This window comes from Accumulibacter sp. (assembly GCF_029255285.1).
Classification (GTDB): domain Bacteria; phylum Pseudomonadota; class Gammaproteobacteria; order Burkholderiales; family Rhodocyclaceae; genus Accumulibacter.
The window spans coordinates 63,223-77,857 of record NZ_JAPUVI010000021.1 but is presented as its reverse complement, the minus strand read 5'-3'; the positions used below and the strand labels follow the sequence as shown (position 1 = coordinate 77,857).

At 65.2% G+C, this 14,635-nt stretch carries 9 protein-coding genes and 1 pseudogene; 7 read left to right on the top strand and 3 right to left on the bottom strand.

The annotated features are described in order from the left end of the window. Positions 1–169, top strand: a pseudogene (locus Q1M07_RS01450) (IS3 family transposase); the annotation flags it as partial. Positions 170–272: 103 nt separating this feature from the next. On the opposite strand, the gene Q1M07_RS01445 reads toward Q1M07_RS01450, so the two are convergent. Further along, complete coding sequence (locus Q1M07_RS01445; protein WP_300449615.1) at positions 273–1,391, bottom strand: aminopeptidase; 1,119 nt, start codon at positions 1,389–1,391, stop codon at positions 273–275. Continuing rightward, the gene (locus tag Q1M07_RS01440) at positions 1,375–2,103 is read right to left on the bottom strand and encodes an alpha/beta fold hydrolase (RefSeq protein ID WP_300449612.1); all 729 of its coding nucleotides are present in this window, start codon (positions 2,101–2,103) and stop codon (positions 1,375–1,377) included. The genes Q1M07_RS01445 and Q1M07_RS01440 overlap by 17 nt, the downstream gene beginning before the upstream one ends. A gap of 443 nt (positions 2,104–2,546) precedes the next feature. On the opposite strand from Q1M07_RS01440, the gene Q1M07_RS01435 reads away from it, so the two are divergent. The 4 genes from Q1M07_RS01435 (at position 2,547) to Q1M07_RS01420 (ending at position 8,744) form a co-directional block, all read left to right on the top strand. Next, positions 2,547–2,741 carry a YjfB family protein gene (locus Q1M07_RS01435; protein ID WP_300449609.1) on the top strand — a complete coding sequence of 65 codons (195 nt, stop codon included), beginning with the start codon at positions 2,547–2,549 and terminating at the stop codon, positions 2,739–2,741. Positions 2,742–3,286: 545 nt separating this feature from the next. Further along, a complete protein-coding gene (locus tag Q1M07_RS01430) occupies positions 3,287–7,105 on the top strand; it encodes a PAS domain-containing protein (RefSeq protein ID WP_300449606.1) in 3,819 nt (1,272 codons plus the stop codon). 23 nt (positions 7,106–7,128) lie between these two features. Continuing rightward, complete coding sequence (locus Q1M07_RS01425; RefSeq protein WP_300449603.1) at positions 7,129–8,286, top strand: response regulator; 1,158 nt, start codon at positions 7,129–7,131, stop codon at positions 8,284–8,286. Between the two features lie 2 nt (positions 8,287–8,288). Beyond that, the gene (locus Q1M07_RS01420) at positions 8,289–8,744 is read left to right on the top strand and encodes a hypothetical protein (RefSeq protein WP_300449600.1); all 456 of its coding nucleotides are present in this window, start codon (positions 8,289–8,291) and stop codon (positions 8,742–8,744) included. 20 nt (positions 8,745–8,764) lie between these two features. Here the strand turns inward: Q1M07_RS01420 and Q1M07_RS01415 are convergent, their stop codons facing one another. Then, positions 8,765–9,367: a MarC family protein gene (locus Q1M07_RS01415; protein WP_300449597.1), complete on the bottom strand. Its 603-nt coding sequence runs from the start codon at positions 9,365–9,367 to the stop codon at positions 8,765–8,767. Between the two features lie 479 nt (positions 9,368–9,846). Here Q1M07_RS01415 and metH point away from each other — a divergent pair, with 479 nt between their 5' ends. Further along, a complete protein-coding gene (gene metH, locus Q1M07_RS01410; RefSeq protein ID WP_300449594.1) occupies positions 9,847–13,554 on the top strand; it encodes a methionine synthase in 3,708 nt (1,235 codons plus the stop codon). Positions 13,555–13,579: 25 nt separating this feature from the next. Continuing rightward, positions 13,580–14,620: a UDP-N-acetylmuramate dehydrogenase gene (gene murB / locus Q1M07_RS01405; protein ID WP_300449591.1), complete on the top strand. Its 1,041-nt coding sequence runs from the start codon at positions 13,580–13,582 to the stop codon at positions 14,618–14,620. Positions 14,621–14,635: the final 15 nt, after the last annotated feature.

Sequence of the window (14,635 nt, the reverse complement as noted above, 5' to 3'; positions counted from 1 at the left end):
GGTGCGCGAACGGCGAAGGCGTGGTTTCCCGGCGAGCAAGGAGCGGGGAGAGAGGTTGAGGCGCGAGAACGGGATTCACGCCCGTCACAAGCGCCGCGACAAGGTGACGACGGATTCGCGCCACGCCCTGCCGGTGGCAGAGAACCTGTTGGCTCGCCAGTTCACACCATGGAAAAGTGGCTCGGCAGGCAGTATCAGGAAAAACAGTTAGCATGAACCTCACCCTTTGGAAGACGAAAAACCGAGGGAAGCTCAGTCGTGGCCTTCTTCCCTCATCGGCTGTCGGCGTAAGCGGCCGTCGCCGCCACCGCCGGCGCCGCGCCGCCATGGCCGGCGAGGATCTGCCGTAGCGCGTCGTGTCTGGCCGCGTGCTCGAGTGCCGCGAGCCCGGAGACGCGTTCGTAGAAGCGCGGCAAGTCGAAGTCCTGCCCGGCGAGCAGCAATTCGAAGGCGGGCACCAGCGCGTTGTAGAGCGACAGCGAGGCGAGCCTGGCGTTGTTCAGGTCGTCGCCGAAGAAAGCGTCGTAGCCGGCGTAACCGCCCCAGCCGGCCTTCAGTTCAGCATAGTCCCGGCGCAGCGCGGCGAACAGTGCGGCCTTGCTTTGGCGTCGGTGGTCGTCGTCGTTGGCGCTCGCATAGAGCGTCCGCAGGCGTGCGCGGTACTCTTCCAGCAGAGCGCCGAAAGCCGCCTGGCGCGCGCGCTGGGTGGTGAAGGCGGCAGTTTGCTCGGGGCTGGCGCGCTGCGCCAGCCAGCGCTGCATCCCGACTTCTTCGACCGTCGTGGCGAAGGACTCGTTGAACAGCGAATCGCCCGGCACGAAAACGACCTGGTGCGCCAGTTCGTGAAACACGGTTCGCGCCACGTCGAGAGGGCCCAGACGCAGGAAGGTGTTGAGCACCGGGTCGGCAAAATGGCCGAGCGTCGAATACGCGACGACGCCGCCGACATGGGTGTCGTAGCCGGCGGCACGCAGCGAGGCGGCGAAGTCTGCCGCCTCGTTGCGGTCGTAGTAGCCGCGGTAGCCGGCGCAGCCGACGACGGGCACGCACCAGCGCTCGAGTTGCAAAGAGAACTCGCGCGCCGCGAAGACGTTCCACACCACGTAGGGCCGTCCGAGGTCGGCGTAGGAGCGATAGTTGCCGTTGTCCGGCAGGCCCAGTTCGCGGCTGGCGAAATCGCGCATGGCCCGCACTTCGGCAAGCTTCGCCTTGAGCCCAGGATCGCCGGCTGGGTCGTCGAGGATCGCTTCGATGGGCACGGCGGCCTGCATCACCGCCAAGTGTCCGCGTACCGCCTGGGTATAGTAGCCGAGGTTGCCGCAAGCGGTGAGCAGGGTGGTCAGCAGGGCCGCCGGCAGGTTCCGGAGCAGGCTTCTAAGGCGCAGGCTCATGGAGAAAACGGCCGTTTTCCAGGAACGCGATGATCTGTGCCGCGCAGCGCCGGGAAACGAGCATCTCCGAATGCGCCAGCGGCAGCGCGATGAAGTCGGCGGCGCCCGGCAGGCGGGTCTCGTCGAGAGTGACCACGCCGTCGTTGGGACGCGGCAGATCGAGCACCACACGACCGAGGCCGAGGCTGCGCGTGCCGGCCAGCACGCCGATCTCGACCGGCGACTGCGGCGCGATGGTCGCGAAGCGGGCGCGCGACAGGCTTTCCATGATCGACCGGCCAAGCAGCGCCGGCATTCCCGCCAGCGTCGCCAGGCGCCGCGCGCAGTGGCTGTCGAGGCACGGCGTGCCGAGCAGCACTGCCCGGCGCAGGCGCGGGTCCGCCAGTTCGGCCAGCATTTCGAGGATGATCAGTCCGCCCAGGCTGTGGCCGACGAGATGGATCTCCGGCGCTTCGATCGTCGCCAGGAAACGTTCCAGCGCCTGGGCGTTGTCGGACAGCGTGGCGCGCACGCTGGGGTAGGCGAAACGCCGCACCGCATAGCCCCGCTGCCTGAGCCAATGTGCGTGCGGCAGAAAGACCGTCGCCGGCGTCCACAGTCCGTGCACCAGGATGACCGCCTCGTCGGCGTGCGACGGCGTCGCCGTGGTGTCGCGGTCGGCGCAGGGTTCCCCGGCAGCGGATGACTCGGTCGTGATGTTCTTCTCTCCCACAGGGTTTCCCGTCGCGAAAAATCGGCCGGCGCCGGCGCCGCCTCTCGCGCGCCGCGCTGCCATCATCGCACGCCGCCGCTCGTCGTTCAAATCCGTGCTCCACCGTTGGCGAGGGTCGCCGGTCGCGAGATGCCGCCGACCCGGCGAGGTCAGCGCATGGACCTCGCCGAGCCGACCGTCGATCTATAGCTAAAGCGTAGTCTGCCCTCCTTGTCCATTTTTCTCCCATTTCTCCCGCCAGCAACCAAGAACGACCAAGCCGGGGGTACTTCTGTTCGAACTGTCGGGCGCGTAGCGGAATCCTCCTCGGGGCGAAAAAGAGTTGTCATGAGGGGGCGTCCAGGGCGATGGCCAGCCATCAACGGCGGTTTCCAGCTTTGCTTCCTCAAGTTCTTTGACGATCTGCCGTAGAAGAACTGATACCGATAGTCACGAGGAAGATCATGGACGTATCGTCGATCGCCAGCATCGCCACGGTCCTGAGCCAGGAACAAACGCAACAGGCGGTGCAACTGGCCGTGCTGCGCAAGGCACTCGACCTTGAAAAACAGAACGCCGCACAACTCATTGCTGTGGCGGAAGCCAGGCCGGCCAACAACCCGGCACACCTCGGGAATCAAGTCGATACCTTCGCCTGAGCAAAGGTCACGACAAACTCGCCAATCCTTCCTCTCGTTCACCCATCTCGCTCGTTCTTTCGTCCGGATGGCTTGATTGAAGCCGCACTCTGGCCAGTCAGCGGCTTGCTCTGGGTCCGCCGGGAAAGTCCCGATTTCCCCCGCACCGGCTCATCACCCCGATCCGGCCACACAAGAAGTTTGGCCTGCCAAACCAACGTCGATTCCCGTGGCGTCCGGGTGATCCAACTCGAGAGCACTGCGAGGTCCGCATTATTCCTTGAAAGTATCCCGCCATCTCTTGTAATCTGAATGCGTGACGTCTGACGCGGTAGCGGCGTGGTCCGCTGCCGCTGGCGGCACCATCGATCGATAGCGACCGAGGATCTTCTGACACTTCTCCCGACCCCACACAGGGCTAGTTTGGTCGGCGATGTTCATGCCCTCGGCCGCCGACAACCTGAAACGACCTGACCACGACACCGTATGCGCAGTGATTTTCGCCCGCCACGACTACCAGCGTGCGCCACGGCCACACTTCCCGGCAAGGCCGGTCTGGGCGGCAGATGAGTAGTCCCGCACCCACCGCGCCGGAACTCGGTCCGGCAACGGGAAGCGTCGCGCTGGCCACCAGCGATGGGCGGGGAGCGTTTACCCATTGGCGACCCCTGCCGCGCATTCTGTTGCCGCTGCTGGCGATCGTGCTGCTGACCTTGCTCGGCGCAGGCGCGCTGCTCCACCAGCAACAGCAGCAACACTTTACGCAGGAAGCCGCGGCACGGAACGAACTGCTCATCCATGAGTTCCGCTTTGGACTCGCCAGCCAGGCCTCCGCGATGTCCATCGCTGTCAGCTCCATCACCCAACACCCCGTGGTCCGCGAGGCCATTGCGGGCCGCGATATCGCTGCACTGACGGCGGCCTGGCAACCCATGTACGTCGCCATGCATCGGGAACATGGGATATGCCACCTCGAGTTCTTCGATCGTGACGGCGTTTCGCTGGCACGGATGATGCCGCCAGGGGCTAGGACTAGCGGCGGCGGTGCCGTGACGCTCGAGGAAGCGGTAAGAACCGGCAAGACGCGCTCCGGGCTGGAACTTGGCATCGATGGAAAATTCGTCTTGTGGGTCGCGGAACCCGTTTTCCGCAACGACACGCCAATCGGTTACGTGCAGATTGGCAAGGACATCGAGAATGTCTTCCGCGCCCAGAACACGCTGCGCACCGAGGTCGTAGTCTTGGTGAAAAAGCCGTACATCGATCGATCAGCCTGGGAAACGGAGATGTCTGTGCTCGACCGGCAAGCGAACTGGGATCGCTTGGCATCTTCGGTGGTGACTTACGCTTCGCAGGGTTTCCTGCACGACATCGCCGTCCTGGGCGAACTCGATGCAGTCGATTCGGCGGCCGACTGGTTCGGCAAGCAGAGATTCTCCGAGGCGGACCATGACTGGCTCCTGTTGGGGACCGCTTTGCAGGATAGCCGCGGCCGCGACGTCGGTGATCTGTTGGTAATGGCCGATATCACGCACGAAAACCAGACCTTCGTTCGCTTGATGCATATTGGCGTCGGCGCTGGCGGCCTCTTGCTGGCCCTCCTGTCCGGCTACATTCTGCTGTTGTTGCGGCAAAGCAAGGAGCGACACAAAGCCCGGCAAGAAGCGCTCGGCGAACTCCTCAAATTCCACCAGGATCTGATCGATGCGGTACCCTCGCCGTTGTTCTACAAGAATACCGAAGGACGCTATGTCGGCGGCAACCGAGCCTTCGAGACTTACCTCGGTATGCCGCGCGAGCAGTTCGTCGGCAAGACGGTCTTCGACATCGCGCCGCGCGAACTGGCGGAAGTGTATGCCGCGGCCGATCGTGCCCTGTTCGACAATCCGGGTGTACAAACCTACCAGGGCCGGCTGACCTATGCCGATGGAATGCCACGTGAAGTGATTTTCCACAAGACTACCTATACTGATTCACAAGGCCGGGTCGCCGGCATGCTCGGCCTGATCTCCGACATTACCGACCGGGTGGCGGCGGAACGTGCGATGGCCGAATCGCGCAACCTGCTGCTTACCGTCCTCGATACCGTCCCGGCGCGAGTCTATTGGAAGGACCGCCAACTGCGTTATTTGGGCTGCAACAAGGTCTTCGCCGCCGATCTCGGCTTCTCAGGCGCGGAAGATCTGATCGGCAAGGACGACCTCGAACTGTCCCGTCTGGAGCCTGACGATCCGGAATATGCCGACGAAACGGCGGTACTCGTCAGCGGCCTGCCGCGACTCTTTGTCGAGCAAGCGCGCCGGACGGCCGACGGCGCGACGACCTGGCAACGAACCTCCAAGGCGCCGCTGCTTGATGCGCAGGGACAGGTGATCGGCCTGCTCAGCGTACAAGAGGACATTACCGCACGCCGACTGGCCGAGGAGAGGGTGGCCCGCAGCGAGCACTTGCAGCGTGCGGCGATCGAGGCGATCGACGAGGCCTTCGTGGTCTTCGACCGCGAGGATCGTCTGGTCTTCTGCAATCAGAAATTCCGTTCCTTGCACGCGGCGATCGGCGACCGGATCGTACCAGGCGCCACCTTCGATGAGTTGCTGGAGGAACTTGTCCGGCGCAGCACGCTGCACCAACTCCCCGACCAGGGCGCCGAATGGCTGACCGCGCGTCGGCAAGCGCATCGTCTGGCCCAAGGCCACTTCATCCGCCACCTTGATGGCGGACCGTGGCTGCGCATCGTCGAGCGCAAGGCCGTGGACGGACATACCGTCGGCTTCTACGTCGACATCACCGAATTGCAGCGCGCGCGCGAGGCGGCCGAGGCGGCCAGCGCTGTCAAGAGCACTTTCCTGGCCAGCATGAGTCACGAACTGCGCACTCCGATGAACGGCGTCCTCGGCATGCTCGAACTGGTCGGTGACAGCGTCCTGAGCGCCGAGCAGCGCGATTGCATCGAGACGGCCCAGAACTCGGCGCGGATGTTGCTGACCCTGCTCAACGAAATCCTCGATTTCTCGAAGATCGAAGCCGGCCGGATGGACCTGGAAGAAATCCGTTTCGCGCCGCGTCGGCTGTTCTGCGAAACCGTGCGCGCCCTGAGCGAGGTAGCGCGCGGCAAGGGTCTCGACCTCGATATCCGCATCGACGACTCGGTTCCGGCCTGTGTGATCGGCGATCCGACCCGGCTGCGCCAGATCGTAACCAATCTGCTCGGCAACGCGATCAAGTTCACCGAGCGCGGGCGCATCGCCGTCGACGTCTCCGTTCGCGAGAGCAACGCCGAAACTTTGCTGCTCGTGCTCAGCGTCAGCGACACCGGCATCGGCATCCCGGCCGAGAAACAGCAAGCGATTTTCGACCCCTTCTCGCAAGCCGACGCCTGGACCACCCGTCGCTATGGCGGTACCGGCCTCGGCCTGGCGATCTGCAGTCGCCTGGTCGAGCTGATGCATGGGACGATCGCCGTCGAGAGCCAGGCCGGGCAAGGCAGCGTCTTCCGGTTTACCGCCCGTGTCGGCCGCAGCGACGAGTTGTTGCCCGATGAACCAGCGGCGGCATCGATGACCGGCGAACTGGTCGCCGGAATGCGCGTTCTCCTCGCCGAAGACAACCCAACTAATCAGAAATTTGCCCTCGCCGTGCTCGGCAAGGCCGGTTGCCAAGTGACCCTGGCTCAGGATGGCAACGCGGCGGTAGCCGCGGCGAGAAGCGAGACCTTCGACGCGATCCTGATGGACGTCCAGATGCCGAACATGGACGGCTTTGCGGCGACGCGCGCAATCCGCGATCTCGGCCTGGCGACGCCAATCATCGGCCTGACATCACACGCCATGAAAGGCTTTCGCGAAGAGTGCCTGGCCATCGGCATGGACGACTATCTCTCGAAACCGGTCCGTGGCCGCGACCTGCGCGCCAAACTGGCGGAACTCCAGAACCGGGCCGCGCGGCCAGCGTCAATTGTTGCCGACCGCGTCGCCGCCCAGCCGCCACTCGCAGCCGCCGCAATCCTCGATACCACACTGGCGTTGGAAATGATGGACGGCGACGCGGACAATCTACGTATGATGATGACTATCGTCCGCGATCAGATCGCACCGGATCGCCAGGTCATTCTCGATGCGATGGCCGCCGGCGATGCGGCGCTGCTCCGGAAGGCCGCCCATCGACTCAAGGGTAGCCTGGGTCAGATTGGAGCACTGGCCGCGCAAGCGGTCTGCGCCGCGCTCGAAGCCGCCGGCGCCGAGGCGGACGCCGTGCATAGCCGTGACTTGCGGCCGCAACTCGAAGACGAACTTGATCGCCTCGAGTCGGCGATTGCAGGCTACTTGGCCGGCGATACGACTGCCGATCAGGCAGGCCTGCCCGCGCCCCGGGCGGCGATGATGTGATGAATGGACGCCAGGAGTAAGCCATGAATGACCAATACACAATTTTTGTCGTTGATGATGTCGAAGCCGGCCGGCGAATGGTCGCGGCGGTACTCGGGCAAGATAACAGCATCGAGACGTTTCCCTCGGCGGCGGACTGCCTGGCGCGGTTGGCGAGCAAGGTTCCCGATCTCTTCCTGCTCGATGTCGACATGCCCGAAATGGACGGCTACACCTTGTGCCGGAAGCTCAAGGCTGGCAGCGCGACGAGTCGTGTGCCGGTGATCTTCATTTCCGCTCTGGCCAATCTCGACGCCTGTCTTGCCGGCTACGACGCTGGCGGCGACGACTTCATCGTCAAACCGTTCAAGGCCGCGGAGCTCAAGCAAAAGGTCGCCGTCCTGCGGCGTTCCGCCGAGGGAAAGGTTGCCTTGGAAGAACAACTCGCCGCTTCCGATACGCTGGCCAACCTGGTGATGTCCAATCTCGACGAATACGCGGTGCTGATTCGTTTCCTTCGCACCCTCAATGGCTTGGAGGATTATCGTGAGGTCGCCGACGAAATGCTGGCCATGCTGCGCGCCTTCGGCCTTGACGGCGCGGTGCAGTTCCATCTGCCGGGCTTCGAACTGACGCTCAGCGCCGCCGGTGAATCGCGGCCGGTCGAAGTGTCGATCTTTCGCTTGCTGCGATCGATGGAAACGCTGGTGGCCTACAAGAACCGACTGGCGGTCAATTTCACGCGCGCCTCGTTGCTGGTCAACAACATGCCGCTCGAGGACGCGGAGAAATGCGGCCGTCTGCGCGACCACTTGGCCATCGCCGTCGAAACCGCCGACGCCAAACTGGCAGCGGTGCGCAACCGCGTAGAAAACCTCGCCACCAAGGATGACATCGCGGCGCTACTGCAGACCGTCAGCCGCACCGTTCACCAGTTCAGCGAAAAATATGAGACCGCACGCTACAACAGTTCGGAAACGGTGCGCCTGCTGCTCAGCGAACTGGATCTTCTGCTGAACAGCCTGTGCCTCTCCGAAAGCCTGGAGAACAGCATTCGCCAAGTGATCCGCACGCGAACCGACCAGTTGATCGAAGCTTTCGATTTCAGCGCCGACACCGAAAAGACGCTTCTCAACGTCTCGCAGCGGCTGGCGCAGGTGCTCGATCCGGCGGCGGGTGCGCCGGCCGCCAGCGCCCGCTAGCGATGCCCGGCAGCGAAACCCGTGCGCAATTGCCCTCGGCCGCTCCTCCGGTCCAGCGCCCCAACTGGCGCGCCTACCTATGGGCCGCGCCCTGCACCGCCTGCGGTTTGCTGCTCGCGGCGCCGCTGCTCTTGGCTGGCGCCAGCCTGTGGCGACGCGACGGCATTCTGGTATTGAGCGTTGCCGGCAAGTCGCGGCAATGGCCGCGCCTGGCGCGGCGCCTACCTTTTGTGGCGATCACTTTCGGGCACTTGGTGATCGGCGCCAATCCAGCGGTTTTGAGGCGCTGGCGGGCGCACGAACGAGAGCATGTCCGCCAGTACGAACGCTGGGGGGCGCTGTTCTTCCTTGCCTATCCGGCGGCCAGCCTGTGGCAACTGCTGCGCGGTTATCCACCGTACGCCAGCAATCACTTCGAAGTCCAGGCCCGCGCCGCCGAGGCGTCGGCCTCGCTCTGACCGGTGCTCGGCGCCGCGCTTCAGAGACGCGCGAGCTGGCTGACGAAGGTCTTGATGCCGCGCAGCATCATTTCGATCGACATGGCGACCAGAACGAGGCCCATCAGGCGTTCGAGGGCGACCACGAAACGGTCGCCGACGGCGCGCTGAATCCGCTCGGCGAGCACCAGGACGACGGCGCTGACCGCCATCGTGATGCCCAGCGCGGCGATCCACTCCAGGCGCCGGTCGGGCGCCTGCGAAACCAGCAGCAGCACGGTGGCCAGCGCCGAGGGGCCGGCGATCGCCGGAATCGCCAATGGAACAATCAGCGGCTCGCCGACGCTGTCCGGCGTCTCGCCGCTCGGCGGCGGGAAGATCATGCGCAGCGCGATGAGAAAGAGGATCACGCCGCCGCCGATCTGCAGCGACAGCTCGCTGAGGTTCATCAGGCGCAGAAATCCCTCGCCGACGAACATGAAGGTGAGCAGCAGGACGAAGGCGATCAACACTTCGCGCAGGATCACCCAGGCGCGCCGCTCGGGGGGGACGTGGCGCAGCGCGTTGGCGAAGATCGGGATGTTGCCGATCGGGTCGGTAATCAGCAGCAGCAGGATGGTGGCCGAGGCAAAGGTGTAGTTCATGGCGAGGTGAGCGCAGGCGACCGGGCGATCTTACTGCGAAAGTGGCGTCGGCGGCCGGCCGGCGCAGCTTGGCAAGCGGTCCGTCGAGTTCTCCGTTCGCCGCAGATGCTCGGCATGGCGCGTCGCGACGCGGTGCACCGGCGCTTCGTCGCGCGAAACACGCGCCGGGTTTCCTGCCGATGACCAGACTGGCCGAGTGGCAACCAGCCGGCGGGCTGCCATGCCGGCCGTATGGGGCCAGCGCGCAGTCCATCCCTGTTCGCCCTGGCCTGTTCGCCCTGGCCTTGACAAGCCCTGGCGCGGCAGGTAGATTTGCTGCCTCTGCTCAGGCTGCCGCCTGGGTCCGCGCCGATTTGACATCAACAGATTGCGGGCGCGCTACAAGTGCCGCTAAAGCGAAGCCCACACCGGAACCCGTCGAGCTTTGCGTCGACGGGTTTTTGTTTTGCCCCGCGCCGATAGGATTACCGAGGACTGCCATGTCGCCTGACCGTACTGCCGAACTGAAGACCCGCCTCGAGCAGGACATCCTGGTCCTCGACGGGGCGATGGGAACGATGATCCAGCGCCACGGGCTGTGCGAGGCCGACTACCGCGGTGCGCGCTTCGCCGACCATGCGCACGACCTGAAGGGAAACAACGATCTGCTGCTGCTCACGCGGCCCGAGATCATCCGCGCCATCCATGCCGAGTATCTGGCGGCCGGCGCGGACATCATCGAAACCAATACCTTCAACTCGACCAGCGTGTCGCAGGCCGATTACCGGCTGGAGGCCATCGTCTACGAATTGAATTTCGCCGGCGCGCAGTTGGCGCGCGGCGTTTGCGACGAATTCACGGCCGCCGACCCGACGCGGCCGCGCTACGTCGCCGGGGTGATCGGGCCGACTTCGCGCACCGCGTCGATCTCGCCCGACGTGAACGACCCCGGCTACCGGAACACGAGTTTCGACGAGCTGGTGGACAGCTATGGCGAAGCGATCCGCGGTCTGTGCGACGGCGGCGCCGATCTGTTGCTGGTCGAGACCGTTTTCGACACGCTCAACGCCAAGGCGGCGCTGTTCGCCATCGAACGCCACTTCGAACAGGCGGCTCGCCGCTGGCCGGTGATGATTTCGGGAACGATCACCGACGCATCCGGACGCACGCTGTCGGGACAGACCGCCGAAGCGTTCTGGAATTCGCTGAACCACATCCGGCCGCTGAGCTTCGGCCTCAACTGCGCGCTCGGTGCCGCCGAGCTGCGCCAGTACGTCGAGGAGTTGTCGCGCCTGTGCGACTGTTTCGTTTCGGCGCACCCGAATGCCGGCCTGCCGAACGCTTTCGGCGGCTACGACGAAACGCCCGAGCAACTGGCGGCGGAGATCGGCGACTGGGCGCGGCAGGGCTTCGTCAATATCGTCGGCGGCTGCTGCGGCACATCGCCGGCCCATATCGCCGCCATCGCGGCGCGCGTGCGCGGCGTTAGGCCTCGCCTCGTGCCGCGCCGCGAACGCAAGCTGCGCCTGTCCGGTCTCGAACCGTGCAACGTCGGCCGCGACTCGCTGTTCGTCAACGTCGGCGAGCGGACCAATGTCACGGGTTCGCGGGTCTTCGCCCGGATGATCCTCGAGGGCCGCTTCGACGACGCGCTGGCCGTCGCTCGCCAGCAGGTGGAAAACGGCGCGCAGATCATCGACCTCAACATGGACGAGGCGATGCTCGATTCGCAAGCGGCGATGGTCCGCTTCCTGAAACTGATCGCCAGCGAGCCGGACATCGCGCGCGTGCCGATCATGATCGATTCGTCGAAGTGGGAGGTCATCGAGGCCGGCCTCAAGTGCCTCCAGGGCAAGGGAATCGTCAACTCGATCTCGATGAAGGAAGGCGAAGCCGAATTCCTGCGTCAGGCGCGGCTGGCGCGCCGCTACGGCGCGGCCGTCGTGGTGATGGCCTTCGACGAGGCCGGGCAGGCCGATACCTATACGCGCAAGACCGAGATCTGCGGCCGCGCCTGGCGCCTGCTCACCGAGCAGGCGGCGTTTCCGCCCGAGGACATCATTTTCGACCCAAACATCTTCGCCATCGCCACCGGCATCGAGGAGCACAACAACTACGCGGTTGATTTCATCGAGGCCTGCGTCTGGATTCGCAGGCATCTGCCCGAGGCGCAGATTTCCGGCGGCGTGTCCAATGTTTCCTTTTCTTTCCGCGGCAACGACGCGGTGCGCGAGGCGATCCATACGGTTTTCCTGTATCACGCGGTCAAGGCCGGGCTGTCGATGGGCATCGTCAATGCCGGAATGCTCGGCGTCTACGACGATATCGACCCGGTGTTGCGCGACAAGGTCGAGGACGTCGTGCTCAACCGCCGCCCGGACGCCGGCGAAGCGCTGGTCGAGTTCGCGCAGAGCGTCAAGGAGGGCCGGTCGAGAGACACCGGTCCCGATCTCGCCTGGCGGCAACTGCCCGTCGAGGAGCGCCTGACGCACGCGCTGGTCAAGGGAATCAACGACTTCGTCGTGGCCGACACCGAGGAGTGCCGGGCAGCGCTGGAGGCTGCCGGCCGGCCGCCGCTGTCGGTCATCGAAGGCCCGCTGATGAACGGCATGAACGTCGTCGGCGATCTTTTCGGTGCCGGCAAGATGTTCCTGCCGCAGGTGGTCAAGTCGGCGCGCGTCATGAAGCAGGCGGTGGCGCATCTGATCCCCTTCATCGAGGCCGAGAAACGGCGCACCGGCGTGAGCAGCAAGGGTCGGGTCGTCATCGCGACGGTGAAGGGCGACGTGCACGACATCGGCAAGAACATCGTCGGCGTCGTGCTCGGCTGCAACGGCTACGACGTCATCGACCTCGGCGTGATGGTTCCCTGCGACAAGATCCTGCATGCGGCGCGCGAGCACGGCGCACAGGCGGTCGGTCTGTCCGGTCTGATCACTCCGTCGCTCGAAGAAATGAGCCATGTGGCGGCCGAGATGGAGCGTCTCGGCTTCGCCGCCGGGTCCGACGGCGACCCGCCGGTGCCGCTGCTGATCGGCGGGGCGACGACCAGCCGCGCACACACGGCGATCAAGATCGCGCCCAACTACTCCGGGCCGGTGGTCTACGTTCCCGACGCTTCGCGTGCCGTCGGCGTCGTCACCCGGCTGCTGTCCATCGACCACGCCGACGGTTTCAAGGCCGAACTGGCGGCCGACTACGCCAAGTTGCGCTCGCAGCACGCCGGCAAAAAAGGGATCACGCTGCTGCCGCTGGCGGCGGCGCGCGACAATCGTTTCGTCTGGGACGGCGACGCCGCCTACCGACCGAGCGCGCCCAGAAAGCCGGGGCGGCACGTGCTGCGCGAGGTCGATCTGGCGACGCTGGCCGAATTCATCGACTGGGGCCCCTTTTTCCAGACCTGGGATCTGGCCGGCAGCTACCCGAAGATCCTCGACGATCCGCTGGTCGGCGCCACCGCGCGCGCGGTTTTCGGCGACGCTCGGGCGATGCTCGACAAGGTGATCCGCGAGAAATGGTTGCGCGCCAACGCCGTCTTCGGGCTTTTCCCGGCCAACGCGGTCGGCGACGACATCGAGATTTATGCCGACGAAACGCGCCGGCAACGGCTGATGACCTGGCACAACCTGCGCCAGCAGCACGAACGTCCGGCCGGCAAACCGCACTACTGCCTGAGCGACTTCGTCGCCGGCCGGGGGACGCCGGACTGGATCGGCGCTTTTGCCGTCAGCGCGGGCTTCGGCATCGAAGAGAAGCTCGCCGAGTTCGCCGCCGCGCACGACGACTATCACGCGATTCTGCTGAAAGCGATCGCCGACCGTTTGGCCGAGGCCTGTGCCGAGTGGTTGCACGCGCAGGTCCGCCGCGATTACTGGGGTTACGCGAGTGACGAAGGTCTGGATCGGGACGCCTTGATCCGCGAGGACTATCGCGGCATCCGTCCGGCACCCGGCTATCCGGCCTGCCCCGATCACACCGCCAAGGGCGCGTTGTTCGCGATGCTCGATGCGCCGGGAAGCGCCGGCATCGAGCTCACCGAATCGTTCGCCATGACTCCGGCGGCGGCGGTTTCCGGTTTCTATCTGGCGCATCCGCAAGCCCGCTATTTCGCGGTCGGCAAGATCGCCCGCGATCAGCTCGAAGACTGGGCGCAGCGCGCGGGTTGCGATCTTGCCGCCGCGCAACGTTGGCTGGCGCCTTTGCTCTGAAAGACGTAGGACACGGGGCGGCGGCGTGACCAGCAACACGCTTCCACCTTTCGTCAAGAGCGGTGCCGACCTCGGCCAGCGGACCACGCTGGCCTTGCCGGGGCGAGCGGCGTTCTATGTCGAGGTCGATTCGGCCGATCAGCTGTCACAGCTCGTCGGCAAGAGCCATCTGCGCCGCTTCGTTCTCGGTGCCGGCAGCAACGTGGTGTTAACCGGTGACTTCGACGGTCTGCTGCTGCACATGGCGATCGGCGGCCGCCAACTGATCGGCGAGGACGACGATGCCTGGTACGTGCGTGCCGGTGCTGGCGAGAACTGGCATTCTTTCGTGCGCTGGACGCTGACCAAAGGCTGCTGGCCAGGGCTGGAGAATCTGGCGCTGATTCCGGGAACGGTCGGTGCGGCGCCGATCCAGAACATCGGCGCCTATGGGCTGGAGGTGGCCGATCGCTTCCATGCGCTGGAAGCGATGGACATGCTTACCGGCAAGACGTTACGACTGGACCGCGACGCCTGTCGCTTCGCCTATCGCGACAGCGTTTTCAAACAGGAGGGCTGGCATCTCGAGGCGCGCCTGGTGGTCACGCGCGTGACTTTCCGTTTGCCGAAAGCCTGGCAGCCGGTGGCTGGCTACGCCGATCTGGCCAGCGAACTCGAGCAACGCGGCATCGCGCGTCCGAACGCCCTCCAGGTCGCCGACGCGGTAATCGCCGTGCGCAACCGGAAACTGCCCGATCCGGCCGTGCTCGCCAACGCTGGCAGTTTTTTCCAGAACCCGCTGGTCGATGCCGCCTTCGCTCGGCGATTGGCGGCCGCGCATCCGGAACTGCCACGCTACCCGCAGGCCGACGGCCGCGTCAAGCTGGCCGCCGGCTGGCTGATCGAGCAGAGCGGCTGGAAAGGGCGCCAGCTCGGCCGGGTCGGGATGTATGAAAAGCAGGCGCTGGTGCTGGTCAATCGGGGTGGCGCGACCGGCGCCGACGTGATCGCCCTGGCGCGCGCCGTGCAGGCCGCCGTCCGCGAGCGTTTCGGCGTCGACCTGGTTCCCGAGCCGGTTTTCCTCTGAGCCCTGGCCACCAAG